The sequence below is a fragment of the Polaromonas sp. AER18D-145 genome (assembly GCF_002379095.1).
GTDB lineage: Bacteria > Pseudomonadota > Gammaproteobacteria > Burkholderiales > Burkholderiaceae_C > Polaromonas.
This window is the reverse complement of sequence record NZ_NBZV01000032.1, coordinates 17,594-43,397: the sequence shown is the minus strand read 5'-3', so window position 1 is coordinate 43,397 and position 25,804 is coordinate 17,594. Positions and strand designations below refer to the sequence as shown.

Below are 25,804 nucleotides of genomic sequence, written 5' to 3'. Positions count from 1 at the left end.
CTTTCGGGCTCCAGCCCTTGTGCGACGGGCGCCAATAGCTATAAAAACAGTAGCTAACGGGCCTGGCCCAGAAAGTCCTGCAGATAAGCCGCCACCCGCTCGGGCTGTTCATGCACGATCCAGTGGGAGGCGCCCGGCACCTGTTGCAGCTGCATGTCCGGCACGTAGTCGGCCAGGCCTTCGATCAGCGTCGGCGGCAAGGCGATGTCGTCGAGCGCCCAGATCACCAGCGTTGGCAGCAGGACCATCAAGCGCTCGCGCGCCAGCGTGACCGCGGCGGCGGCTGGGTCGTTGTGCGGTGGCCCGGGCCGGGGCGGGCGCAGCGGCGATGCACGGTACAGGTTGCAGCCCCCCGTGAGCCCGGCGCGCCAGACTTCGCGGTACTGATCCCTGACGCTGTCGGTGAGCCAGGCCGGCGGGTGGTCGCTGCCGTTGGTCAGAAACTGCCACAGGCGGCGGAAGTCGTCCCTGGCCAGCAGCGCCTCGGCGTCCGGACGGATCAGGAAGTTCATGTAGGCGCTGGCGGCCTGCTGGGCCGGCGAGTGCTGCAGCTCGCGCAAAAAAGTGCCGGGATGCGGCGAGTTGATGATGGCGAGTTTTTTCATCAGCTGCGGCATGGCGGCGGCCAGGTTCCAGGCGATGGCGCCGCCCCAGTCGTGGGCCACCAGGCATTCAAGCTGGCGCTTGTCGGACGGACAGACTTCCGCCACGAGCGCGGCGATGTCCTGCATCAGGTGTCTGGGCCGGTAGGCGTCCGCCTCCGGCGGTGCGCTCGACTTCTCAAAACCGCGCAGGTTGGGCGCGATGCAGAAGTAAGCACCGTTTTCCGGCTTGGAAAAGTGCGTCAGGAGGGTGTCCCAGACAAAAGCCCCTTCCGGAAAGCCATGCAGGAACATCAGGACGGGCCGGCCCGTCTGGCCTGCCGTGCGGCAGGACAGGCTGACGCCATGGGGCAGGGAAACGAGGCGGGTGTCAATCATGGTGCGATGCATTCAGTAGCTGCCTGTGCCCGTATCACCTGGGCTGCAGGCAGTTTTTGCTTGAAAAATGCACAAGCGGCAGAGCCGGCCCCGCCTGTCGGGCGGGACTCAGGCGTCGCCGGACTCTGACTCTTTTTCCGGCGGCGGGGTTGCCACCGCCTTGGCGGCCTTATCAGGCTTGACCGGCGGATGGGCCCACTGCCACAGGTGCTGGGCCACTTCTTCCACGCCTTGCCGCTTGAGCGCAGAAAACAGTTTGACATCGCCGCCACCGGCCTGCAGTCGCACAATGGACAGCGCCTTGGCCGCCTCGGTTTTGTTGAGCTTGTCGGACTTGGTCAGCAGCACCAGAAACTTCAGGCCTTCCTCGACCCGCGGGCGGATCACGTCCAGCAGGATTTCGTCGAGTTCGGTCAGGCCCAAGCGCGGGTCGCACAGCAGCACCACGCCCTTGAGGTTGTCGCGCGTCTGCAGGTAGTTGCCCATCACCTGCTGCCAGCGGTATTTGGCGGCCTTGGGCACGGCCGCGTAGCCGTAACCCGGCAAATCGGCCAGCACCGCATCGGTCACCCCCTGTTTGCCGAGCGAGAACAGGTTGATGCTCTGCGTGCGGCCCGGGGTCTTGGAGGCAAAAGCCAGGCGGTTGATCTGCGTCAGCGTGTTGATGCAGGTGGACTTGCCCGCGTTGGAGCGGCCGACAAAGGCAATCTCGGGAAACTCATACACCGGCAGGTGTTTGAGTTCGGGCGCCGTTGTCAGGAATTTGGCGGTGTGCAGCCAGCCCATGGCAATTTTCGCCTCGGCGGACTGGGGCGGCTGGGCGGCCAGCGCGGCTGCCATTTTGGCTGCCGCTTCTTTGGGCGGCGCCCGTTTGGCTGTCGGCTTCTGCGTTTTAACGGGTGTAGATCGGGGAGATATGCTCATATTTGGGATTGTCCCCCAAGCCATTGTAAAATCAGTGAGTTTTGCGTTGGTTGGCGCCCCAGCGGGCTATTAATTTCAGCCCAAGGCTGTGCGCCGATCGCCTGGTCCACCTTAGAGTCAACTATTAAACCCCCGATATGAAGCTTGTTTCCACTTCGTTGATTACTTATTTATTTGCCGCCCTGCTGCTTGTACCGGCTGTCTCGCGGGCGGCCGGTGAGGCCGCTCCGGCCAAGGTGGCCAAGCCGGATCTGGTCAAGGGGGAGGCCACTTACACCGCGGTGTGTGTCGCCTGCCACGCGGCGGACGGCAATTCCGCGATTGCCGCCAATCCGAAACTGGCGCAGCAACACCCCGAATACCTGGTCAAGCAACTCCAGGAATTCAAGTCGGGCAAGCGCAACAATGCCGTCATGAAGGGGTTTGCCAGCGCCCTCAGCGACGATGACATGAAAAACATCGCTTACTGGGTGACCAGTAAAAAGGCCAAGCCCGGTTTCGCCAAGGACAAGACACTGGTGACGCTGGGTGAGCGCATCTACCGCGGCGGCATCTCCGACCGCCAGGTGCCGGCCTGTGCCGGTTGCCACAGCCCGAACGGCGCCGGCATTCCTTCGCAGTACCCGCGTCTGGGCGGCCAGCATGCCGAATACACCGCGGCCCAGCTGACGACCTTCCGCGATGGTGGGCGCAACAACAACCTGCAGATGACGCAGGTTGCCGCCAAACTGAACGACAGGGAAATCCGCGCCGTGGCTGACTACATCGCCGGGTTGCGCTGAATTCCCTGAAAAATCCATGGAATCCTTGGCTGGGGGAAAGGTGAAACCTGTTTCCCCGGAAAATACAGGGGCTCGCCCAGTTTGTATTGAACCCCAGCCAGAATAATCACTCCATACAGGGCGGGTCTTTTTCAGAAGGCCCGCCTTTTTTATTGCCGCTCTACCGAACACCACCACGCATGACCGTTCCCAGCCACGCAGTTTCCACCCACGGCCTGAGGCTCAAGGCGGGCTCGCACGCCCTGCGCTCCACCGTGGAGTTGCTGTCGTCGATGCGCTTTTCCATCTCGCTGCTCACGGTGATCTGCATCGCCTCTGTCATCGGCACGGTGCTCAAGCAGCAGGAGCCGATCGGCAATTACGTCAACCAGTTCGGCCCGTTCTGGGCCCAGGTGTTTGGCGCCGTCAGCCTGTACACGGTGTACAGCGCCTGGTGGTTCATGCTGATCCTGGCCTTCCTGGTGATCTCCACCTCCCTGTGCATCAGCCGCAACACCCCGAAAATCCTCGCCGACCTGAACCAGCTGAAGGAAAACATCCGCGAACAAAGCCTCAAGGCTTTCGGACACCGCGCCGAAGCGGCGCTGGAGGAAGGGCCTGAAGCGGCCGCGCGGCGCATTGGGCAGACGCTGGTGCAGGGCGGCTGGAAGGTCAAGCTGCAGCAGAGAACCACGTCCGGCGGCGAAGGCTGGATGGTGGCGGCCAAGGCGGGTGCCGCCAACAAGCTCGGTTACATTGCGGCGCACAGTGCCATTGTCCTGGTGTGTGTGGGCGGCCTGCTCGATGGCGATCTAATCGTGCGTGCGCAGATGTGGTTCAACAACAAGACGGTGTACGCCGGCGGCGGACTGATTGCCGATGTGCCGGCCCAGCACCGGCTGAGCGAGCGCAACCCCACCTTCCGCGCCAACCTGCTGGTCGCCGAGGGCACGCAGTCAAGCACCGCCATCCTGAACCAGCCCGGCGGCGTTCTGCTGCAGGATCTGCCTTTTGCGGTGGAACTGAAAAAATTCATTGTTGAGTACTACTCGACCGGCATGCCCAAGCTGTTTGCCAGCGAGATCGTGATTCACGACAAGGAAACCGGCGAGAAAATCCCGGCCCGTGTCGAGGTCAACCATCCGGCCCGCCACAAGGGCATCGAAATCTACCAGTCCAGTTTTGACGACGGTGGTTCCAGCGTCACCCTCAAGGCGGTGCCGCTGGCCACCGGCAGCCAGGTGGCCAGCAAGGCTTTTGAAATTCAGGGCACGATTGGCGGCTCCAGCAGCCTGACCAACGGGGCCGAAAAGATGACGCTGGAGTACACCGCGCTGCGTGTCATCAACGTCGAGAATTTTGGTGGCTCGGGCAGCATGGGCGCGACGTCGGGCGCGGATGTGCGCAAGGTCGATTTGCGCCAAGCCCTCGATGCACGCCTGGGCGCGGCCAACAAGACCCGCGAAAAGAAAGAACTGCGCAACGTTGGCCCCAGCGTGACCTACAAGCTGCGCGACGCGTCCGGCCAGGCCAGGGAGTTTCACAACTACATGCTGCCGGTCAAGATGGACGCAGCCGAGTTCAGCCCGGCGCTGTTCTTGCTGGGTGTGCGCGAAACCCCGGCCGAGCCTTTCCAGTACCTGCGTATCCCTGCCGACGAGCAGGGCAGCATGGAGGGTTTCTTGCGCCTGCGTCGCGCGCTGGCCGACCCGGCCCAGCGCGACAAAGCCGTCCAGCGTTATGTGCGACAGGCCATCGCGACGGACCGGCCCGATCTGGCAGCGCAGTTGTCCGCGTCCGCGTCGCGGGCACTGGCCCTGTTCGCCGGCCCCGACCAGCCGGCGGGCGGCGCCCAGGCCAAGCCGCTGGCCGGGCTGCAGGCGATTTCCGACTTCATGGAAACCAATGTGCCGGAAGACGAGCGCAACCGCGCCGGTGAAGTGCTGGTGCGCATTCTCAACGGCGTGTTGTTCGAGCTGGCGCAGCTCACGCGGGAGCAAAACGGCTTGCCGCCGCTGCCGCGCGACGAAAAAACCCAGGCTTTCATGGCACAGGCCGTGTTGTCCCTCAGTGATGCCCACCATTACCCGGCGCCCATGGCGTTTGAGCTGAAGGACTTCACCCAATTGCAGGCCAGTGTCTTCCAGGTGGCGCGTGCACCCGGGAGAAACATTGTCTACCTCGGTTGCGCCCTGCTGATTCTGGGCATCTTCGCCATGCTGTATGTGCGCGAGCGCCGCCTCTGGGTCTGGCTGGCGCCAGCGGGAGACGGTGCGGATTCGGCGGAGCCCGGAAAAGGGCTGGAAAAGGGGCCAGAATCGGGCGCAGGCAGCCAGGCGACCATGGCCATGTCGACCAACCGCCAGACCATGGACGGCGGCAAGGAATTCGAAATGCTGAAAACCAAACTTTTACAGGTGCCACGATGAACACCACCACCACCCTGAACTCGCGCACCACGGACGCGACCACCATCAGCCTGCAGGAAGGCTATTTCGCCAAGCGCAATGCGCTGGACTGGATTTTTGCGGCCATCGCCCTGGCTGGCGGTCTGTACGGTTTTGTCCGGTACAGCGCTTTCATGGATGTCTATGAAAAAGGCATTTTGCTGGGCGCGATTCCTGCCGTGATCGCGATGGGCTGGTTCTGGCGTCCGCTGCGCGCGCTGATGCTGCTGGTGGCGGGCTTTTCCCTGCTCGGCATCGTGTCCTACCAGGGCGATCTGGCACGCGCCGAACAGGTGTTCTGGCTCAAGTATTTCCTGTCCAGCCAGTCGGCCATCCTGTGGATGAGTGTGCTGTTTTTCATGAGCACCGCGTTTTACTGGATAGGCATGTTCGCCCGCGGGCAGAGCGGCACGATGGAATTGCTGGGCTCGCGGATTGCCTGGGTGGCTGTGGGCATGGCACTGGTCGGCACCATGGTGCGCTGGTACGAAAGTTACCTTATCGGTACCGATGTTGGCCACATTCCGGTCAGCAACCTGTACGAGGTGTTCGTGCTGTTCAGCTGGATGACCGCAGCGTTCTACCTTTATTTCGAAGCGCAGTACAAGACCCGCACCATGGGTGCGTTTGTGATGCTGGTGGTCAGTGCGGCCGTGGGTTTTCTGCTTTGGTACACCGTGGTCCGCGAGGCGCATGAAATCCAGCCACTGGTGCCGGCCCTCAAGAGCTGGTGGATGAAATTGCATGTGCCTGCCAACTTCATCGGTTACGGCATGTTCTCGCTGGCGGCCATGGTGTCGCTGGCTTACCTGATCAAACAGCAGGCACTGGAGACCCGCTGGTACAGACTGACACCACTCTGGCTGCTGGGCGTGGTCCTGTGTTTTGTGCCGATTGTGTTTCGCAAGTCGACCGAAATCGGGGGGACCAATTACTGGCTCGGTTACCTGCTGGTCTCCGGCCTGATCGCCGCCGCCATTTTGCTGGGCCGCCAGCGCATTGCGGCACGCCTGCCGAGCGCCGAGGTGCTCGACGACGTGATGTACAAGGCCATTGCCGTCGGTTTTGCGTTTTTCACCATCGCCACCGTGCTTGGCGCCTTGTGGGCGGCCGAGGCCTGGGGCGGTTACTGGAGTTGGGACCCCAAGGAAACCTGGGCATTGATCGTGTGGCTCAACTACGCGGCCTGGCTGCACATGCGGCTGATGAAGGGCCTGCGCGGTACCGTGGCCGCCTGGTGGGCCCTGGTGGGGCTGGCCGTCACCACCTTTGCTTTCCTGGGGGTGAACATGTTCCTGTCGGGCCTGCACAGTTACGGAACCTTGTAGCCGGGGTTGAATCCTTGTAAGAAGTGGCTGCGTACCAAGACTAACCTTCAACCATCCACGACATAACAAGGACACACCATGCTGCTCAAGACCGACCACAGTGGCTTCGACCACGCCGTTCCCAGCGACATCACGCCCCAGGGCGTTTACCAGCAGCGGCGCAACCTGATCAAGCTGATGGCCACTGGCGCCGCCGGTGCGACCATCGCCTCCTGGGCCGGTCGTGAAGCGATGGCGCAGGCTGTGACCAAACCCGGGAAGCTGGCTGCTTTGCCCGGTGCCAAGTCGGGGGTGGCGGGCGCGGTCACGATGGAGAAAGTGACGGACTACAAGGACGTCACCAGCTACAACAACTTCTATGAATTCGGTACCGACAAGTCGGACCCGGCGAAAAATGCCCACACCCTGGTGACCAAGCCCTGGACGGTGGCCATCGAAGGCCTGGTCAAGCAGCCGAGGACTTATGCCATCGAAGACCTGATCAAGCTCAGCGCCCAAGAAGAACGCATTTACCGCCTGCGCTGCGTGGAAGGCTGGTCCATGGTGATTCCCTGGGTCGGCTATTCGCTGGCGGAGCTGATCAAGAAGGTCGAGCCGCTGGGTAACGCCAAATATGTCGAGTTCATCACCCAGGCCGACCCCAAGACCATGCCGTTTGTCGGCTCGCGTGTGCTGGACTGGCCCTATGTGGAGGCACTGCGCATGGACGAGGCGATGCACCCGCTGACCCTGTTGAGCTTCGGCATGTACGGCGAAGTGCTGCCCAACCAGAGCGGTGCGCCGGTGCGCCTGGTGGTGCCATGGAAATACGGTTTCAAGAGCGGCAAGAGCATTGTCAAGATCCGCTTTACCGACAAGGAACCGCGTACCGCGTGGAACAAGGCGGCTGCCAACGAATACGGGTTTTATTCCAATGTGAATCCGTCCGTGGACCATCCGCGCTGGAGCCAGGCGACCGAGCGCCGTATTGGCGAAGATGGCCTGTTTGCCAAGAAACGCAAAACCCTGATGTTCAATGGCTACGAGGCCCAGGTGGGGCAGTTGTATGCGGGTATGGATCTGAAGAAGTTTTATTGATTCGCAGCCGGGGCGCGCCAGGACCTGACCTCTGGTCCGGCACCCCGGCGCCGATCCGGCTTTCAACCATGAAAAAACTTCTCCTCCATCCTGCGGCCAAGCCCGCGGTCTTCATTGCCTGCCTGTTGCCTTTTATCTGGCTGTTCTACAGCGCGTTGACCAACCAGCTGGGCGCCAACCCCGCGGAAGCGCTGATCCGGGCAACGGGCGACTGGACCCTGCGTTTCCTGTGTATCGTGCTGGCCGTCACGCCGCTGCGGGTGATCAGCAACACGCCCGCGCTGGCGCGTTTTCGCCGCATGCTGGGGCTGTTTGTCTATTTTTACGTGCTGGTCCACCTGCTCAGCTACAGCTGGTTCGACATGGGCTTTGAGGTGGCCGACATCGTCAGGGACATCATCAAGCGGCCGTTCATTCTGGTGGGATTTGCCGCTTTCCTGCTGCTGACACCGCTGGCTGCGACCTCCTTCAATGCAGCCATCCGCCGGCTCGGTGCGAAGCGCTGGCAGATGCTGCACAAGCTGGTGTACCTGATTGCGGGCCTGGGCCTTCTGCATTTTTTCTGGATGCGCTCAGGAAAAAATGATTTTGCCGAGGTGGCGGTTTACGCGTCCATCATCGCGGCCCTGCTGGGCTGGCGCGCATGGCAGCGCTGGGGGCGGCGCAAGCGTCCGGCGGCTCCCCGTCCTGCCACAGCAGCGCGCCTGCAGTGACTGACTGCTCCTGATTCAGGAGCTGACGGCGCACAACTGATAAGGGCTTGTGCAGGTTTTTTCATGAAGCCTGGGCGTTCACGGCACGCAGCGGCGCCCGGGTCTGGCGTGAGACCGGATCGATGCTTGCCACAGGCAGCTGGTAAGCGCGATCGTCAAACAGGTCGATCCCGCACATCAGGTTTTCAACCCAGTCGAAAAATTCGTTCACGGCCTGCTTGCCGACGATGGGCGCGCCATGTTGCGGCACCAGCATGGCGATGTCCATGGGACGCACCATGTTGACCCACAGCCGCAGGATCTTGTTCGAGACCATGTAGCGCCGGTGGAAACCTTCCATCAGGGGAATGTGCGGCTTGAGGCTGGTGACCGGTTGGCGCGCCTGGGCGCCGGACATCATCGACACCCCGAGATCGCCCGTGAACAGGATGCGGCTGACCGGATCGTAGAAGTGAAAATTGCCTTCGGAGTGCATGAAGTGCGCCGGGATCAACCACAATTCATGGCTGCCCAGAGGCAGGCGCCCGCCACCGTCGGGCACGCCGATCACGCGTTTGTCGGTCTTGCCGACCTTGGTGAAATGCGGAACGAAACGCTCCCACACCCGTGAAATCACCAGCATGGCCTGGGTGCTGCTCAGCCAGCGATCCAGCGAGGCGATGATGTCGGGGTCGGCATGCGAAGCGATGATGTAGGACAGCTTGTGCGGCGGAAAATGCTGCGTCATGCCCATGAACAGTTCGTTGTAGGCCAGGTTGCCGCCGGGATCAATGATGGCGCCCGTGCCGTTATCGACGATGAGGAACTGGTTGGCCTGGACGGCTTGTCCATCTTCCTCGATGAGGTCGGTGAACATCAGACAGGCGTGATTCTTGTCGCGATAAAGTTCCAGAGGCATATGCGTGCGTAACGTCGATTGGAAAAAACCGACTGTACTTCCACCTCTGCAGACGTCTCTTGATGGGCATCAAGAGACGTCGCCCTCATGGCAACAATTTTTCGCCGCGGAAGGTGTCGGCCGCTGTTTCGCGCTCGCGGATGAGGTGGGTTTGTTCACCATCGACCAGCACCTCGGCGGCACGGCCCCGGGTGTTGTAGTTGCTGGCCATGCTCATGCAGTAGGCCCCCGCTGAAAGTACGGCCAGACGATCGCCGGCAGCCACAGCCAGCGTGCGGTCACGGCCTATCCAGTCGCCGCTTTCGCAGACCGGGCCGACCACATCGTAAGACGCCTGCTGCCTGTCCCGGTGCGGCTCCAGCGGCACGATCGCGTGAAACGCCTGGTACATGGCGGGACGCGGCAGGTCGTTCATCGCGGCGTCGATCACGCAGAAATTTTTCTGTTCACCGGGCTTGAGGTAAAGCACCTCGGTCAGGCAGACGCCGGCATTGCCCACCAGCGAGCGGCCCGGCTCGACCATCAGCTTTTTGCCGCCATGGCCGCGTGCATCCAGTTTCGCCAGCAGTTCCTGCCAGAGCGCATCCGCCGCGGGCGGTGCGTCCTGGTTGTAATTGATGCCCAGGCCGCCGCCAAAGTCGATGTGTTCAATCGTGATGCCCGCCGCTTCGATGCTGTCAACCAGGTCGAGTATCCGGTCCATGGCGTCCAGGTAAGGCGTGGTCTCGGTGATCTGCGAGCCGATGTGGCAGTCGATCCCGACCACCTGCAAGCCTGCAAGCGACGCCGCGTATCGGTAGATCCGCAGCGCATCCTCATGCGCCACGCCGAACTTGTTGCCCTTGAGGCCGGTCGAGATATAGGGGTGGGTTTTCGGGTCGACATTGGGGTTGACGCGAATGCTGACAGGCGCGATGCGGCCCATGGCCAGCGCCACCCCAGACAGCACATCCAGTTCGGCCTCACTCTCGACATTGAAGCAGCCGATGCCGGCGGTCAGGGCCTGCCGCATTTCCGAGCGTGTTTTACCGACCCCGGAAAAAATGACTTTGCGCATATCGCCGCCGGCCGCCAGCACCCGCTCAAGCTCGCCGCCGGAAACAATGTCAAAGCCACAGCCGGCACGGGCAAACACCTGCAGCACGCCCAGCGAGGAGTTGGCCTTCATGGCGTAGCAGATCTGCGCATCGCGTCCGGCAAAGCCCTGCTGGTAGGCTGCCAGGGCCGCCAGCATGGCAGCTTTGGAGTACACGAACAGCGGTGTGCCGTACTGGCTGGCCAGGTCATCGAGGCGGGCCGCTTCGAGGTACAGGCCGTCCTGGCGGTAGGCCAGCTGGGGTGCGCCTGGCAGGGCGGTCGATGCCGTAGTGTTCATGGCCGGTGCTTTCATCGCAGCGGCAAGGTGGCGGGACCGGATGCGGGTGGCGGTGCCGGCAGATCGCTCGGGGTGGCTGGGGCGCTTTCCGGTGCGCTGGCGGCGGCGGCGGGTGTTGGCGCTGCAAAAGGGGCCATGCCCGCCGGGCGCGCCTTGGGTGGCGGCGGGAGAAAGAGGGGACCCTTCTGGCCGCAAGCCGCAAGACCCATTGCAATGGCCAGGGCTGCGGCGACGATTGAAAGGCCATGAGCGCAGGAGGCAGCCTGACGGCGGCCTAGAATTTGACGCTGGATTTGAAATCTTGCAAACATGATGGGATTGTAATGACCGACCTGGAATATCTGGACCATGCCGAAGCCGCCCTCAAGGCGATTGAAATGGCGTGTGACCGCATCAACGACGAAACCGATGCCGACGTCGACAACCAGAGGACCGGGGGCATGATCACGCTGACTTTTGCCGACCGCAGCCAGATCATCATCAATCTCCAGAAGCCGCTTCAGGAAATCTGGATGGCCGCCCGCGCCGGTGGTTTTCATTACCGGTTCAGCCAGGGCCAGTGGACCGACACCAAGGACGGCAGCGCGCTGTTTGCGGAGCTCTCGCGTTACGCCAGCGCACAGGCCGGTCAGCCGCTGGTGTTCAGCGCACCGTCAGGCGCGCGCTCCGCTAGTTCTTGAACAGATCCAGAATCCGGCGGCGTTCGTCGCTCGGTGGCGGGGTCTGGATGACGGCGCCAGGCGGCACTGGTTGGCCGGTGACCGGGTTGTCCACACCGGCGCCGGTGGCGGCGGGGCGGCTTCCCAGCCCCACGCTGCTGATGCCGGAACCTTTGGCGTATTCGTCATAAAACCACTCACCGCCGATATTGACCACACCCTCGGGCGCTGAAAACTCGGTCACTGGCACGCCTTTGAGCGCGTATTCCATGAAGTTGATCCAGACCGGCAAGCTCAAGCCGCCCCCGGTTTCCCGATCACCGAGTTTTTTCGGCGTGTCGTAGCCCATCCACACGGCCGCGGTGAGGGTCGGCTGAAAGCCCACAAACCAGGTGTCGATCGAATCGTTGGTGGTGCCGGTTTTGCCATAGAGGTCGGGCCGTTTCAGGGTCGCCTGGGCCCGGGCGGCGGTGCCGCTGCGGGCTACTTCCTGCAAGAGGTTGGACATGATGAAGGCGTTGCGCGCTTCGATGCCACGCGCTGACTCGTCGAGTGTCGGCGCCGGGCTGTCGACCACGACCTTGCCTTTCTGGTCGGTGATTTTGGTGATCAGATGGGGATTGACGCGGTAGCCGCCATTGGCAAACACCGAATAGCCCAAGGCCATTTGCAGCGGTGTCACCGAGCCGGCACCCAAGGCCATCGTCAGATAGGCGGGGTGCTTCTCGCCGTCAAAACCAAACCGGGTAACCCATTCCTGGGCATATTTGGGACCTATGGCCTGCAGTATCCGGATGGAAATCATGTTTTTTGACTTGGCCAGACCTCGGCGCAGGCTCATCGGGCCTTCGAAGGTGCCGTCGTAATTTTTGGGCTCCCAAGGCTGGCCGCCGGTGACGCCGGCATCAAAAAACAGGGGGGCGTCGTTAACGACCGTCGCCGGGGTGAAGCCTTTTTCGAGGGCGGCTGAATAGATAAACGGCTTGAAGCTGGAGCCGGGCTGGCGCCAGGCCTGCGTCACATGGTTGAACTTGTTTTTCTCGTAGTCGAAGCCGCCGACCAGTGCCCGGATGGCGCCGTTGCGCGGGTCAATTGCCACGAAAGCGCCCTCGACCTCCGGGAGTTGCGTGATTTCCCAGGTGTTTTTGGGCGTTTTGGTCACGCGGATCAGGGCGCCGGGACGGATCCTGATGTTGGGAGCCGCCTTTTCGGACAGGCCCGACTGGGCCGGTTTGAGACCGTCGCCAGTGATTTCAATGGTTTCGCTGTTCTGGCGAAGTGCCACGATTTTTTTCGGGCCGGCTTCCAGGACCACCGCCGACATCACATCATCGTTGTCCGGACTCTCGGCCAGTGCATCATCAATCGCGTCTTCGTTTTCCCGGGGATCGCTGGACAGGGCAATGAATTTCTCGGGGCCGCGGTAGATCTGCCGCCTTTCATAATCCATGATGCCTTTGCGCAGCGCCTTGTAGGCCATGGCCTGGTCGGCAGCCCGCAAGGTGGTAAAGACATTGAGGCCGCGCGTGTAGGTTTCGTCGCCATACTGGCTGTACACCAGCTGGCGCGCGGTTTCCGCCACGAATTCGGCATGTACCCGCCCTGCGTCAGGGCCGGATTTAACCTTGATGTCCTCGTTTTTGGCTGCCACTGCCTGTTCCGGCGTGATAAATCCGTTTTCTTCCATGCGCTCAATGATGTAGAGCTGGCGCGCCTTGGCCCGCCTGGGGTTGCTGACCGGGTTGTAGGCGGACGGGGCCTTGGGCAGGCCCGCGAGCATGGCAGCCTCCGCAATGCTGATGGATTTCAGCGGCTTGCCGAAATAGATCTCGGACGCGGCGGAAAAGCCATAAGCACGTTGTCCCAGGAAAATCTGGTTCATGTAGATCTCCAGAATCTGGTCCTTGCTCAGCAGGTGTTCCAGCTTGAAGGTCAGCAGAATCTCGTAGATCTTCCGCGTGTAGCTCTTTTCGGTAGACAGGTAGACGTTGCGGGCGACCTGCATGGTGATGGTCGAGGCGCCCTGACTCTTGGCCCGACCCACATTGGCGAGGCCGGCCCGGATCACGCCGATGTAATCAACCCCGCCATGGGAGAAGAAGCGCGCATCCTCAATGGCCAGCACCGCATCCTTCATCACTTTGGGTATCTCGCCTATCGGTGTCAGGTTACGGCGCTCCTCGCCAAACTCGCCAATCAGAACGGCATCCGCTGAATAGACGCGCAGAGGCAGCTTGGGACGGTAGTCCAGCAAATCGGACACATCCGGCAGGTTCGGGTAGGCGACCGCCAGCGCAACCGCAATGATGATCAGAAGTGAGGCAAGGCCGGCCAGCGCCAGACCCAGGCCCCATGCGAAGACCTTGAGCAGCTTGGGCAGCCAGGGCAGCCGGTGGGCAGAGGAAGGACGGGATTCGGAAGTCGATGAATTTGACGGCATGGGTTTAACGTAAGTTCGCGCCAGCATTGTAAAAACCCCCGATGCTGGAAGACTTGGCAGGTTGTCAGGAATTTCACATTTTGCAATTGTGGCCTTGTCGCCGCGCCGGCACCAACCCGGCCAAGCTATCGAAAGCGTCAACTTTTGACAACGGTGATAGTAAGCTAAAACCGGAAAATCCTTTGTTGTACAAGGACCTTACTGATAGCATTCAAGTGATTTCTTAAGTTTGTAGGGCTACATATTAGCCGTCATCTGGGGACCGTTTTGATCTCTCTGGGGTCTTTAATCAACCGTCAATCGTCAGCCTTGTTGGGTCTGGACATCAGTTCGTCCAGCGTCAAGCTGGTGGAGCTCAGCCGCGACAAGGCCGGCAACCTGGTGCTGGACCGGTGCGCCATTGAGCCCCTGGAGCGGGGCTGGATCACTGACGGCAACGTCGAAAAATTTGACGAAGTTGCCGAGGCCGTGCGCCGACTGGTCAAAAAGAGCGGGACACGCACCAAAAATGTGGCCATGGCCTTGCCCGCGTCGGCCGTGATCACCAAGAAAATCATCCTGCCTGGCGGAATGAGCGAGCAGGAGCTGGAGATCCAGGTCGAGGCCGAGGCCAACCAATACATCCCCTTTTCGCTGGATGAAGTCAGTCTTGATTTTTGTGTCATAGGCCCCAGCGCCAGCTCGGCGGGTGACGTGGAGGTGCTGATCGCCGCATCCCGCAAGGAAAAAGTCAACGACAGGCAGGGCTTGGCCGAGGCGGCAGGTCTAAAGCCGGTGGTGGTGGATGTGGAATCCTACGCTTCACGGCTGGCGACAGCCCGGTTGATCGAAAACCTGCCGAACAAGGGCCTGGACACCATGGTGGCCCTGTTCGAAGTCGGTGCCCTGACCACCAGCATGCAGGTCATCAAGAACGATGAGGTGCTTTATGAGCGCGACCAGGCTTTTGGCGGGGCTCAGCTGACTCAGTTGATCGTGCGCCAGTATGGTTTTTCTCCGGAAGAGGCCGAAGGGAAAAAGCGCAGCGGGGACCTGCCGGATGACTACGATGCCAGCGTGCTCAAGCCCTTTGTCGACAGCATGGCGCAGGAAATTGGCCGCGCGCTCCAGTTCTTTTTTACCAGCACGCCACACAACAAGGTGGATTACGTGATGCTGGCGGGCGGCTCGTCGGCATTGCCGGGATTGACCGAAGCGGTGACCCAGCAGACCTCATTTGCCTGCATGGTCGCCAATCCCTTTGAAGGCATGGTTCTGGGCAACAATGTAAGGGAGAGCAAAGTGAAGCGTGAAGCAGCGTCTTATCTGACCGCTTGTGGATTGGCTTTGCGGAGGTTTTTCCAGTGATTCTGGTCAATCTGCTTCCCCACCGCGAAGCGGCGCGCAAACGCCGCCGCGAGGCTTTCTTCGTCGCCTTGGGTGTTGCCGCCGTTGCCGGCGTTCTACTCTGTGGCGCGGTTTATTCCTGGTATCAGGCCCAAATTTCGGGGCAGCAGGGCAAGAATACGTTTCTGAAAACCGAAATTACCCGTCTTGAGAACCAGATCAAGGAAATTGCGGGCCTTCAGCAGGAAATTGCCGCCTTGCGTGCCCGACAAATGGCGGTGGAAGACCTGCAGGGCAACCGGAATCTGCCGGTTTACCTGCTCGATGAGCTGGTCAGGCAATTGCCTGACGGTGTTTACGTCACCAGCATGAAACAAGAGAACCAGGTGGTGTTGTTGACGGGTGTGGCTCAGTCCAATGAGCGGGTCTCCGAGTTGCTGCGCAATCTGGGCAACAACAGCCCCTGGCTGACCCGGCCCGAGCTGATTGAAATCACGGGCAGAACAATCACGCTGGGCGCACGCGACCAAAGGCGTGTGGCGAATTTTTCGATGCGTGTGGGGCTCAAACGGGCCACGGATGTGCAGAAAGCTGCCGCTGCCGCATCAGCGGCGGGGCCTTCCGGCGCCGCCGCGGGCAAGCCCGCCCTGCCAAGCCCGATTGCGGCCAAGAGCTGACCAACCGGTCCGGAACAAACACTGACTATGGCACGTAAACCCAAATTCAATGTGAATTTCTCTGCGCTTCAGGACGATCTGAAGGCGCAGTTTGTCGGCCTCAACCCGAATGACCCGTCGTCCTGGCCGGCGTTCCCTCGTTTTCTTCTGTGTGTGTTTGTGACCGCCGCCGTGGTGGTTGCGCTCTGGTTTGTATGGCTCGCCGATTCTGACGAGGAATTCAAGGCAGAACAGGCCAAAGAAGTGCAGTTGCGCGAAGATTTCAAGAAGAAACTGGCGCAAGCGGTCAATCTGGAGGCTTTGAAGGAGCAGCGTGAACAGGTGCAGCAGTATGTGACCCAGTTGGAGAAGCAGCTGCCGAGCAAGGCTGAAATGGATGCCCTGCTGTCGGATATCAACCAGGCCGGACTGGGCCGGAGTCTGCAGTTTGAGCTGTTTCGACCCGGGCAGGTCAGCGTCAAGGAGTATTACGCGGAACTGCCCATTGCGATCAAGGTGTCTGGGCGTTATCACGATATCGGTGCTTTTGCAGCTGATATCGCCAACCTGTCGCGCATTGTGACGCTCAACAACATGACGATTACTCCGGTCAAGGACGGGATGATGAGCATGGACACCACCGCCAAGACATTCCGTTATCTGGATCCCGAAGAAGTTGCCTTGCAGCGTAAAGCGGCGCCCGCGAAAGGCCCCAAAAAATGAAGCGGACAGGTATTGAAAAGGCGTTTACGCTGGTGTCTACAGCCGTGGTGTGTTTGGTTCTGACAGCGTGCAGTTCTTCCGAGCAGGAGGAGTTACAGCAGTGGATGACCGAGCAACGCAACCTGACAAAACCCAAAGTGGAACCCTTGCCGGAGCCCACCAAATTTTCACCGCAGGCGTATACCCAGGAGGGGGCTGTCGAGCCCTTTAGTCCCCAGAAATTGACGCAGGCGCTGAACCGCGACTCCAATCGGGCGACTGCCAACGCCGGCCTGATTGCGCCTGAATTGAGCCGACGCAAAGAGCCTTTGGAAGCCATGCCACTCGATGCGGTCGCCATGGTGGGCAGCCTGATCAAGCAGGGCCAGCCAGTGGCGCTGGTGCGGGTGGATAACTTGCTTTACCAGGTGCGGGTGGGCAACTACCTGGGCCAGAACTACGGGCGCATCACAAAAATTTCTGAGACTGAGGTCGCCCTGCGGGAAATTGTGCAGGACGCTGCAGGCGAGTGGTTAGAGCGGACAGCGACTTTACAGCTTCAAGAGGGGTCGAAATGAACAAGAATGCATGGACGATGCAGGCAGTCCCGGTGCGGGGTGCGTGGTCGCGGATATCGGGTGGCCTGGCCATCGCGACGGCCTGGGTGACGCTCGCGCTGGCAACGCAGGCATGGGCCCAGGCGCCCAATGCCATCGAGGCGGTGTCGGGTTCCGTCCAGGGAGGCTCTGAAGTTATTCGTATCGACCTGAAAGAAGCCCTGACCACAGTTCCCACTGGCTTCACGATTCAGTCCCCCGCACGGATTGCGCTTGATTTTCCTGGCGTCAGCAACTCCATGGGCCGCTCGGCCCTTGACCTGAACCTGGGCAATCTTCGGTCCGCCAACGTGGTCCAGGCCGGCGAAAGAACGCGCGTTGTCCTCAATCTGAAGGCTTCGACGGCCTACACGGCGCAGATTCAGGGGAAATCCTTGCTGATCACGCTGGACCCGGTCGCCGTTGCCACACCCTCACCCGCCGTGGCACCTGTTTTCGCCGAGAATCGCAACCGCGACACCTTGCCGCTGAAAGACATCGATTTCCGACGGGGCACGGACGCTTCCGGCCGCATTGTGGTCGATCTCGCCAATAACCAGGTGGGCGTCGACATCCGCCAGCAGGGGCAGACCCTGGTGGTGGAATTCCTGAAAACCGCCTTGCCCGAGGGCTTGCGTCGCCGGCTGGATGTGTCCGACTTCGGCACGCCGGTTCAAAGCGTGACCACTTCCCAGCTGGGGGACAAGGTTCGCATGGTCGTCGAACCCAAAGGGTCGTGGGAACACAGTGCTTACCAGAGCGACAACCAGTTTGTGCTGGAAGTCCGCCAGCAAAAAGTGGATGAGTCCAAGCTGTCACAGGGGCCGGGCTACACCGGTGAAAAACTTTCCCTGAATTTCCAGAGCATTGAAGTTCGTTCTCTGCTGCAAGTCATTGCCGACTTCACCGGTTTCAATATTGTGACCTCGGACAGCGTCACCGGGACCGTGACCTTGCGCCTCAAGGATGTGCCCTGGGACCAGGCGCTGGACATCATTCTGCAGGCCAAAGGTCTGGACAGGCGAAAAACCGGCAATGTGTTGCTGATTGCGCCCAAGGATGAGCTGGCTGCGAAAGATAAACTTGACTTGGAATCGCGTAACGCGATTCAGAGCTTGGAGTCTGTGCGCACGCAATCTTTCCAGATCAACTACGCAAAGGCAGCAGATATCGGTGCCCAAATCACGGCGGGCGGCACCGGGCCGACCAGTGCCCGCATCCTGTCCAACCGCGGCAGCGCGATTGCCGAGGCCAGAACCAACCAGCTGTTTGTGACCGACATTCCCTCCAAGCTGGAACAAGTGCAGAGTTTCATTGCGAAAATAGACATTCCCGTGCGGCAGGTCCTGATTGAGGCGCGTATTGTGGAAGCCGCGGATACTTTCGGAAAATCCTTGGGTGTTCGTTTGGGTGGGCGTCCCTTCAGTGTTAATGGAAACAGCAATTCCATGTATGGCCCAACCTATATTGCTCCAGAATTTTCTGCGACCAACCCACCTATTCGGGGCTCAAACATCGGAACCACTGCAGGAGATTTTGTAAACTTGCCCGGTGTTGGCCAAAACGGATTCAGTGCCGCCACCTTTGCGATTTCATTATTTGAATCCAGTCTCACCCGCTTCATTAATCTTGAAATTTCAGCGATGGAAGCCGATGGCAAAGGCAAAATTGTGTCGAGCCCGCGTATCGTGACGGCTGACCAGGTCAAGGCCCTGATCGAGCAAGGCACCGAGTTACCCTACCAGCAAGCGACCTCCAGTGGCGCGACCTCCATCGCCTTCCGCAAGGCCAACCTGAAGCTGGAGGTGACCCCGCAAATCACGCCCGAAGGAAACATCATTCTTAGTGTTGACGTGAACAAGGACAGTGTGGGCCGGTCGACGACCAACGGTTTTGCGATCGATACCAAACACATCCAGACCCAGGTGCTGGTTGAAAACGGCGGAACGGTGGTGATTGGCGGCATTTTTGAGCAGAACGAGCGTGAGGACGTAACCAAGGTTCCGTTGCTGGGCGATCTGCCGGGAGTGGGCAACCTGTTTAAAACCAGGACGCGTACCGCCAACAAGTCCGAGTTGCTGGTCTTCATCTCGCCCAAAGTGATTTCCAACGGTTCGCCCCTGCGCTGAGCGTTGGCTGCGCGACGCGAAGCCGGGATGGCCTCCCGGCTCGTTTTTGCGGGCTTGCGGTTTCCCGGGGGTACAGTGCAGGCAAGTCCTGTTCAGACCCGGTCGCAGCAGATATGTTCAACAACGCCTTCTTTCTTCCTTGTTTGTTGCCGTGATTCATCCTGACTGGACAAGCTGATGAGCGGGCCTGCTCATGTGGCACTGGTCGGTCTTCCCGGATCGGGGAAGTCCACCATCGGACGGCAACTGGCCCGACGTCTCGGCCGACCATTCATTGACACCGACCAGGTCATCGAGCAGCGCGTCGGCCTGTCCATCCGCGAGTTTTTTGAGCGGGAGGGCGAGGAGTCCTTCCGTGACCTTGAACAAAGCGTCATCGACGAATTGACGCTCGGTGAGCCCTGCGTTTTATCGACGGGTGGCGGGTCGGTGTTGCGGCTGGCCAATCGCCAGCATTTGAAGCAGCGCACGCAGGCGGTGTACCTGCATTCGGCGCCCGAAGAGGTTTTTCGCCGCTTGAAGCACGACCGGAATCGCCCACTGTTGCAGGTGCCTGACCCGTTGGCGCGCTTGCGCGAGCTCTATGCGCTGCGTGACCCGCTGTACCGCGAAAGCGCCCGGTTTGTGGTGGAAACCGGGCGGCCTTCGGTGGCGGCACTGGTCAACATGGTGGTGATGCAGCTTGAGCTGGCGGGTGTCCTTCCCGCGCCCGGCGCCTGACACACCCTCTGCTGCAGACGCCAGCTCCACTCAACGCGGTGCGGCGGAGCGCCGTGATGCAGGCCACAGGGCGCCGTACGAGCCAGCAGAGCCTCTACACTTGGGCCATGGCTTCAAATTCCCCCTTGGCGACGCAACAGGTTTTCATTGACCTGGGCGAGCGCAGCTACCCCATCATCATTGGCGCAGGCCTGCTCGGTGACCCTGGCACCTACCTGAATCTGCCAGCCGCAAGCACCGCACTGATTGTGTCGAATGACACGGTGGCCCCTCTTTATGCCCAGGCCTTGCAGCAGGCACTGCAGGGGCATTACAACAAGGTGCTGCAGGTGATCCTGCCCGACGGTGAGGCGCACAAGGACTGGCCCACCCTGCAACTGATTTTCGACGCCTTGCTGGCCAACGGCTGCGACCGCAAGACCGTGCTTTTTGCCCTGGGCGGCGGCGTGGTGGGTGACATGACGGGATTTGCGGCGGCCTGCTACATGCGCGGTGTGCCGTTTGTGCAGGTCCCCACCACCTTGCTGGCGCAGGTGGACTCTTCGGTCGGTGGAAAAACGGCCATCAATCACCCACTGGGCAAAAACATGGTGGGCGCGTTTTACCAGCCGGAACGCGTGATCTGCGACCTGGACGTGCTCCAGACCTTGCCCCCGCGCGAGTTGAGCGCCGGGCTTGCGGAGATCATCAAGTACGGACCGATTGCCGACATGGCTTTTCTGGACTGGATCGAGACAAACATTGGGGCCCTGCTTGCGCGTGAACCGGCGGCGCTGGCACATGCCGTCCGGCGCAGTTGCGAGATCAAGGCCGCGGTGGTGGGGCAGGATGAACGGGAGGCCGGGCTGCGCGCCATCCTCAATTTCGGACACACCTTCGGGCATGCGATCGAGTCGGGGCTGGGTTACGGCCAATGGCTGCATGGTGAAGGTGTGGGCTGCGGCATGGTGATGGCTGCCCGGCTGTCGCAGAGGCTGGGCCTCATCGACGCGGCGCTTGTCGACCGCCTGCATGCGCTTGTCCAGCGCGCCGGTCTGCCGGTGGTCGGCCCCAGGCTGTCTGACACCGACAACGCGGGGCGTTATCTGGAACTGATGCGTGTGGACAAAAAGGCGGAGGCTGGCGAAATCAGGTTTGTCGTGATCAGCGGCCCCGGTCACGCAACTGTGCGCAGCGCACCGGATGCACTGGTGCGCGAGGTGATCGACGCGAGCTGCGAATGAATATCTTTTTGATCGAATGCTATCAAAATAATAGCTATCCGCGTAAATATTAAAAGGGCGGAGGCCCGATTGGATGCTTGATTCATGACTGCACTGGCTCCCTACGCCTGCGACCCAGCCCGGTCACGTGGTCGTCGCTACCCCGAGCCCGCGGCGCCGACCCGTTCGGCCTTTCAGCGCGACCGCGACCGGATTGTGCATTCCACGGCATTTCGCCGCCTGGTTTACAAGACCCAGGTGTTTTTGAACCATGAAGGCGACTTGTTTCGTACCCGCCTGACCCATTCGCTCGAAGTCGCACAGCTTGGCCGTTCCATCGCCCGCACGCTGCAATTGAACGAGGACCTGGTCGAAGCCATCGCGCTGGCGCACGATCTCGGCCACACGCCGTTTGGCCACGCCGGCCAGGATGCGCTCAACATCTGCCTGAAAAGCCACAACCCGGACAGCGCCGGCTTCGAGCACAACCTGCAAAGCCTGCGCGTGGTGGATACGCTCGAAGAGCGCTACCCGGACTACGACGGCCTGAACCTGTCCTTTGAAACCCGGGAAGGCATTCTCAAGCATTGCTCCCGCCGCAACGCCCGGCGGATGGAAGGGCGCGAACCCGGTGGCGTGGCGCAGCGTTTCCTGGCGCCATCCGGCGACGGCCCGCACGCGCAGCAGCCCAGCCTCGAAGCCCAGCTTGCCAATCTCGCCGATGAGATCGCCTACAACGCCCACGACATTGACGATGGCGTGCGCTCTGGCCTGCTGAGCCTGGAGCAGCTCAAGGAGGTGGAGTTGTTTGAGGCGTACCACCGCGAAACTCTGGCCAGTCACCCTGGTTTGCAGGGGCGGCGACTGTTGTTCGAAACCATACGCCGCATGCTCAGTGCCCAGGTTTACGACGTGATGGACGCCACGGGCGCCGCCTTGCGGGCTGCGCTGCCGGCCGATGTGCAGGCCGTGCGCCAGCATCCGCCGCTGGTCTGCTTCAGTGATGAAATGGCCCTGAAGTCCTCGTCTCTCAAGCGTTTCCTGCTACAAAATTTATACCGCCATCCGCAGGTGGTCGAGACCACACAGACGGCCCAGCAGGTGGTGCGCGACCTGTTTGCCGCTTACATGGCCGACCCGGCGCAGATGCCGCAGGCGCACAGCGACCGGTTCGATCAACTTGACAGCAGGCCGTCCGGCAGTGCAAGACACCAGGCCAAGCCCGAGCGCGTGGTGGCCGACTACATTGCCGGCATGACAGACCGGTTTGCCGCCAAGGAACACGAGCGACTGAATGGCCGCGTGGTGTTTCCTGTGTGAAGGCTATTCACCCTGCCAGCCTGGTGATCGCCGCCGGCGTGGTGGCGGCGCTGCATGTGGGCAAGCTGCCGCCGGCCTTGCCGGCGCTGCAGCAGGTATTGGGTGTGTCCCTGGTGCAGGCGGGTTTTTTACTGGCGCTGTTTCAGCTCGCCGGGATGACGCTGGGTTTACCGGCCGGGTTGCTGATTCAGCGCTACGGTGCGCGGCGCAGCATGCTCGCCGGTTTGCTGGTGCTCAGCCTGGCCAGTGCCCTGGGCGGCGCAGCGCAGGGGACCGCCGGGCTGCTTGCAAGCCGCGTCTTTGAAGGGCTTGGGTTTCTGTGTGTGGTTTTGCCCGCGCCAGGTCTGTTGCGCACGCTGGTGCCTTCCGGGCGCTTGAGTCGCGCGTTGGGGGCGTGGGGGGCTTACATGCCGCTGGGCGCAGCACTGGCCATGCTCGTGGGGCCGTGGGTGATGGCCCAGGGCGGTGCCGCTTGGGGATGGCGAATTTTGTGGTGGCTCCTGTCTGCCTTGTCCGTCCTGCTCGCCGTCCTGTTGTATCGCAGCGTCCCTGCGGACCAGTCTCTGGGGGTGGAACCATCGCGAACCCCATCCCCTGCGACGTCGCTTTTTTCCGGTAGCCATGGCCTGCTGCGCCTGACGCTGCGCTCACGCGGGGTCTGGCTGGTCGCGCTGTGCTTTTCCATGTATTCGGGTCAATGGCTGGCTGTTGTCGGATTTTTGCCGTCGATTTACGCCCAGGCTGGATTGCCTGCCGCCTCCGCCGCCTGGCTCACCGCACTGGCGGCGGCCGTCAACATCATCGGCAACCTCGCGGCTGGTCGCTTGCTGCACCTGCGTGTACCTCCGCTTGCCTTGCTTGTTGCAGGCTTTGCCGCCATGGGCGGGGGCGCCTTGTTGGCCTTTGGGGTGGACGCCAGCCCCTGGGTGCGGTATCTCGCGGTGCTGGCTTTCTCCATGCTGGGGGGCCTGATCCCGGGGACACTGTTCAGCCTCGCGGTTCGTCTGGCTCCGAGCACGGCCACCGTGCCCACCACGGTGGGCTGGATGCAGCAATGGTCGGCCTTTGGCCAGTTCTGCGGGCCCCCGCTGGTGGCGTGGGTGGCTGGTCTGGCGGGACACTGGCAGCTGACCTGGACGGTGACCGGTGCGTGCGCGCTGGCCGGCATGGGGCTGGCCTGGCAGATTCACGGCCTGTTGGGACGCGAGCGCTAGCTTCGTGCCGACCTCGCTCCGGGGTCGCAGCACGAAGTGGCCATGCCATGCGCCATGGCCTTGCCAGGTTTACCCATGGCCGTGGACTCGCCCTTGCATAGCCTTATGACGTGTTGGCATTCTCCGCACCGCCTTTTTATGTCCCGAACGACTACCCTGCAGGACTTGTTCAATTTGTTACGAAGAGAGCGCCTGGACTGTTTGCCCGCATTCAGGCATCCATCGTGCTTAACGAGATGACATTTCAAAAGGTATTGCATGAGAATCAATCGACGTGCGCTCATGATGGGCGGATTGGCAGCTGGCGTGGCGACGCTTACCCCGCTGGCGCGTTCACAGACGGGCAAGGGCGGCCGCAAACTGGTCATTGGCCAATCGGTTCCTTTGACGGGTGCGGCCGATCAGATCGGACTGGCCTACCTCAATGGTGCGAAGCTCTACTTTGATGCGATCAACGCCAAAAACGGTGCGGCAGGCTACAGGATCGAAGTCAAGACGCTGGATGATGGCTACAACCCGGCCAAGGCGGCGGCCAACGCCAAACAGTTGATTGACGAAGGCGTGGATGCGTTGTTCGGTTTTGTAGGAACGGCCAGTTGCGATGCCGCTTTTGCCATCGCCAAGCCGGCCAACACCCTGTTTTTTGCCCCGTTCGCCGCATCGGACGTCCTGCGCGAAGCCGCGCTGAGCAATGCATTTCATATCCGTCCGGCTCTGGCTGACGAGGCCTACAAAATGGTGCGCCATTGCGCTACCCTGAGCCAGGACCGCATCGCGGTTTTTGCAGAAGACGACGCCATGGGCCGTGCAGGTCTGGCGGCGGTGAATCAGGCTCTGGTTGATCTGAAACGGCCGCCTCTTGTGGCAAGCGCCTTCGCGCCGGTCAACAGCGACAAGGTCGGGGCTGCAGTTGCCATGCTGGCCAAGGCCCAGCCCCAAGCCATCATCCAGGTCAGCCTGTTCAATACCTCGGCGGCCTTTATCCGCGCCATGCGCAAAACCGGCTTCGCCGGCCAGTTCCTGAACTTCTCGGTGGTCGGGATTGATCCGTTGTTCACGGCGTTGGGCAAGGAAATCGGCGGCGTGGTCATCTCGCAGGTCGTGCCTTCGCCGCGCAGCGCGGGAACTCCCATCATCAAGGAGTACCTGGATGTCCTCAATGTGACCGACCAGACGCCCAGTTATGAAAGTGTCGAGGGTTACATCGCAGCGCGCACCTTTGCGGAGGGTGTGCGGCGCAGTGCCGCTGGCGGTGGAAAAGCCGATCGCGCCGGGCTTCAGAAAGCTTTTGAATCCATGACCGACTATGACGTGGGCGGCTTTCGCGTCAATCTGCGCGCCAAAAAATACGAGTCAGTCCGCCTGGTGGATCTGGTGACCATCACCCCGGACGGCAAAGTGGTCCGCTAAGCGCAACGCGCGTCTGATCGAGAAGTGCATCCAGGGAGGCGAGTGCCCCTATGATGGCGCTGAATCACAGCGTACATTGTCATGGCCCGCCTTCCCCGTCTGAGTCTTCCCGGCTATCCGCACCACGTCATCCTGCGCGGCAACAACCAGCAGGCCATTTTTTCGTGTCCCGCCGATTACCAGACCTTGCTGGACCTGATCGAGGAACACGCCAGAAAATCAGGCGTTGCCGTGCACGCCTATGTGCTGATGAGCAACCACGTTCATTTGCTGGTCACGCCGGAGGCCGCCGATTCCCTGCCACGCATGATGCAGGCCGTGGGCAGGCGGTATGTGCGTTATTTCAACGACAGGCAGGGGCGATCGGGCACCTTGTGGGAGGGGCGCTACCGTTCCACGCCCATCCAGACCGAAACCTATCTGCTGGCCTGCATGGCCTATATCGATCTCAATCCGGTGCGGGCAGGGCTGGTCGCCGAGGCGCGCGACTACCCTTGGTCCAGCCACGGCCACTATGTCGGATTGCGCAGCGACAGACTGGTCACGCCGCATCCCCTGTTCTGGACTTTGGGGAACACGCCTTTTGCGCGAGAAGCGGCGTACGCCGACATGGTGAGCACCGGTGTGTCCGCCAGTCAGCAGGCAGCACTGACGGAGTCGGCCCTGAGCGGCTGGGCCTTGGGCGATGCTGATTTCTTGGGGGACCTGCAAAAACGCACGGAACGCCGGGTCGTCAAAGCGCGGGTGGGACGCCCGGCGCGAAAGCCAGGAATCCTCTGAGTGGACTTGCGAATTGCCACACAACACTGATTTTCTTTTTTAAATCTGTCCCTAATTAAATGGACAAGGCATTTCGAATATTTTAATTGGAATCTGACCCTAATTTTTGTGCTTGGCATTGTTGTTGCACTGCACTATGCTCTCGCT

At 61.2% G+C, this 25,804-nt stretch carries 23 protein-coding genes; 17 read left to right on the top strand and 6 right to left on the bottom strand.

The features are described from left to right. Nucleotides 1-53: 53 nt before the first annotated feature. Complete coding sequence (locus B7G52_RS15720) at nucleotides 54-980, bottom strand: alpha/beta fold hydrolase (protein WP_096698507.1); 927 nt, start codon at nucleotides 978-980, stop codon at nucleotides 54-56. 108 nt (nucleotides 981-1,088) lie between these two features. Continuing rightward, entirely contained in the window at nucleotides 1,089-1,820 is a 732-nt protein-coding gene (yihA, locus tag B7G52_RS15715; RefSeq protein WP_096698497.1) for a ribosome biogenesis GTP-binding protein YihA/YsxC, read from the bottom strand. 221 nt (nucleotides 1,821-2,041) lie between these two features. Between yihA and B7G52_RS15710 the strand changes: the two genes are divergently transcribed. The 5 genes from B7G52_RS15710 (at nucleotide 2,042) to B7G52_RS15690 (ending at nucleotide 8,230) form a co-directional block, all read left to right on the top strand. Continuing rightward, nucleotides 2,042-2,686, top strand: a complete 645-nt coding sequence (locus B7G52_RS15710; RefSeq protein WP_096698496.1) for a cytochrome c — start codon at nucleotides 2,042-2,044, stop codon at nucleotides 2,684-2,686. Nucleotides 2,687-2,865: 179 nt separating this feature from the next. Then, the gene (locus B7G52_RS15705; protein ID WP_096698495.1) at nucleotides 2,866-5,094 is read left to right on the top strand and encodes a cytochrome c biogenesis protein ResB; all 2,229 of its coding nucleotides are present in this window, start codon (nucleotides 2,866-2,868) and stop codon (nucleotides 5,092-5,094) included. Then, nucleotides 5,091-6,440, top strand: a complete 1,350-nt coding sequence (gene ccsB / locus B7G52_RS15700; RefSeq protein ID WP_096698494.1) for a c-type cytochrome biogenesis protein CcsB — start codon at nucleotides 5,091-5,093, stop codon at nucleotides 6,438-6,440. Before B7G52_RS15705 ends, ccsB begins: the two co-directional genes overlap by 4 nt. Nucleotides 6,441-6,518: 78 nt before the next feature. Beyond that, nucleotides 6,519-7,517: a protein-methionine-sulfoxide reductase catalytic subunit MsrP gene (gene msrP / locus B7G52_RS15695; protein WP_096698493.1), complete on the top strand. Its 999-nt coding sequence runs from the start codon at nucleotides 6,519-6,521 to the stop codon at nucleotides 7,515-7,517. A gap of 68 nt (nucleotides 7,518-7,585) precedes the next feature. After that, nucleotides 7,586-8,230: a sulfite oxidase heme-binding subunit YedZ gene (locus B7G52_RS15690; protein WP_096698492.1), complete on the top strand. Its 645-nt coding sequence runs from the start codon at nucleotides 7,586-7,588 to the stop codon at nucleotides 8,228-8,230. Between the two features lie 61 nt (nucleotides 8,231-8,291). Here B7G52_RS15690 and B7G52_RS15685 read toward each other — a convergent pair whose 3' ends face one another. The 3 genes from B7G52_RS15685 to B7G52_RS24485 form a co-directional block, all read right to left on the bottom strand. Then, nucleotides 8,292-9,128, bottom strand: coding sequence for an MBL fold metallo-hydrolase (locus B7G52_RS15685; protein WP_096698491.1), 837 nt, complete (start codon nucleotides 9,126-9,128; stop codon nucleotides 8,292-8,294). Between the two features lie 85 nt (nucleotides 9,129-9,213). Further along, nucleotides 9,214-10,503 carry a diaminopimelate decarboxylase gene (lysA, locus tag B7G52_RS15680; RefSeq protein WP_096698490.1) on the bottom strand — a complete coding sequence of 430 codons (1,290 nt, stop codon included), beginning with the start codon at nucleotides 10,501-10,503 and terminating at the stop codon, nucleotides 9,214-9,216. Nucleotides 10,504-10,514: 11 nt separating this feature from the next. Next, entirely contained in the window at nucleotides 10,515-10,814 is a 300-nt protein-coding gene (locus B7G52_RS24485; protein ID WP_096698489.1) for a lipoprotein, read from the bottom strand. A gap of 12 nt (nucleotides 10,815-10,826) precedes the next feature. On the opposite strand from B7G52_RS24485, the gene cyaY reads away from it, so the two are divergent. Next, the gene (gene cyaY / locus B7G52_RS15670; protein WP_096698488.1) at nucleotides 10,827-11,183 is read left to right on the top strand and encodes an iron donor protein CyaY; all 357 of its coding nucleotides are present in this window, start codon (nucleotides 10,827-10,829) and stop codon (nucleotides 11,181-11,183) included. Here the strand turns inward: cyaY and B7G52_RS15665 are convergent. Then, nucleotides 11,173-13,602: a penicillin-binding protein 1A gene (locus B7G52_RS15665; protein WP_096698487.1), complete on the bottom strand. Its 2,430-nt coding sequence runs from the start codon at nucleotides 13,600-13,602 to the stop codon at nucleotides 11,173-11,175. The two genes, cyaY and B7G52_RS15665, sit on opposite strands and share 11 nt — an antisense overlap. A gap of 267 nt (nucleotides 13,603-13,869) precedes the next feature. Here B7G52_RS15665 and B7G52_RS15660 point away from each other — a divergent pair, with 267 nt between their 5' ends. The 11 genes from B7G52_RS15660 (at nucleotide 13,870) to B7G52_RS15610 (ending at nucleotide 25,657) form a co-directional block, all read left to right on the top strand. Beyond that, nucleotides 13,870-14,949, top strand: coding sequence for a pilus assembly protein PilM (locus tag B7G52_RS15660; protein WP_096698486.1), 1,080 nt, complete (start codon nucleotides 13,870-13,872; stop codon nucleotides 14,947-14,949). After that, entirely contained in the window at nucleotides 14,946-15,605 is a 660-nt protein-coding gene (locus B7G52_RS15655; RefSeq protein ID WP_096698485.1) for a PilN domain-containing protein, read from the top strand. Before B7G52_RS15660 ends, B7G52_RS15655 begins: the two co-directional genes overlap by 4 nt. Before the next feature lie 27 nt (nucleotides 15,606-15,632). Then, the gene (locus tag B7G52_RS15650; protein WP_096698484.1) at nucleotides 15,633-16,307 is read left to right on the top strand and encodes a type 4a pilus biogenesis protein PilO; all 675 of its coding nucleotides are present in this window, start codon (nucleotides 15,633-15,635) and stop codon (nucleotides 16,305-16,307) included. Next, entirely contained in the window at nucleotides 16,304-16,864 is a 561-nt protein-coding gene (locus B7G52_RS15645) for a pilus assembly protein PilP (protein WP_096698483.1), read from the top strand. Before B7G52_RS15650 ends, B7G52_RS15645 begins: the two co-directional genes overlap by 4 nt. Continuing rightward, nucleotides 16,861-19,011, top strand: coding sequence for a type IV pilus secretin PilQ (gene pilQ / locus B7G52_RS15640; protein WP_240523482.1), 2,151 nt, complete (start codon nucleotides 16,861-16,863; stop codon nucleotides 19,009-19,011). The genes B7G52_RS15645 and pilQ overlap by 4 nt, the downstream gene beginning before the upstream one ends. A 177-nt stretch (nucleotides 19,012-19,188) precedes the next feature. Beyond that, complete coding sequence (locus B7G52_RS15635; protein ID WP_096698482.1) at nucleotides 19,189-19,731, top strand: shikimate kinase; 543 nt, start codon at nucleotides 19,189-19,191, stop codon at nucleotides 19,729-19,731. 107 nt (nucleotides 19,732-19,838) lie between these two features. Beyond that, nucleotides 19,839-20,954 (top strand): 3-dehydroquinate synthase, encoded by a 1,116-nt coding sequence (gene aroB / locus B7G52_RS15630; protein ID WP_096698481.1) that lies wholly within the window; start codon nucleotides 19,839-19,841, stop codon nucleotides 20,952-20,954. An 84-nt stretch (nucleotides 20,955-21,038) separates the two neighbouring features. Further along, a complete protein-coding gene (locus B7G52_RS15625) occupies nucleotides 21,039-22,253 on the top strand; it encodes a deoxyguanosinetriphosphate triphosphohydrolase (RefSeq protein ID WP_096698480.1) in 1,215 nt (404 codons plus the stop codon). Continuing rightward, nucleotides 22,250-23,467, top strand: a complete 1,218-nt coding sequence (locus B7G52_RS15620) for a CynX/NimT family MFS transporter (RefSeq protein WP_096698479.1) — start codon at nucleotides 22,250-22,252, stop codon at nucleotides 23,465-23,467. The genes B7G52_RS15625 and B7G52_RS15620 overlap by 4 nt, the downstream gene beginning before the upstream one ends. Before the next feature lie 258 nt (nucleotides 23,468-23,725). Then, nucleotides 23,726-24,877 carry an ABC transporter substrate-binding protein gene (locus tag B7G52_RS15615; RefSeq protein WP_096698478.1) on the top strand — a complete coding sequence of 384 codons (1,152 nt, stop codon included), beginning with the start codon at nucleotides 23,726-23,728 and terminating at the stop codon, nucleotides 24,875-24,877. 81 nt (nucleotides 24,878-24,958) lie between these two features. Continuing rightward, complete coding sequence (locus B7G52_RS15610) at nucleotides 24,959-25,657, top strand: transposase (protein ID WP_096698477.1); 699 nt, start codon at nucleotides 24,959-24,961, stop codon at nucleotides 25,655-25,657. Nucleotides 25,658-25,804: the final 147 nt, after the last annotated feature.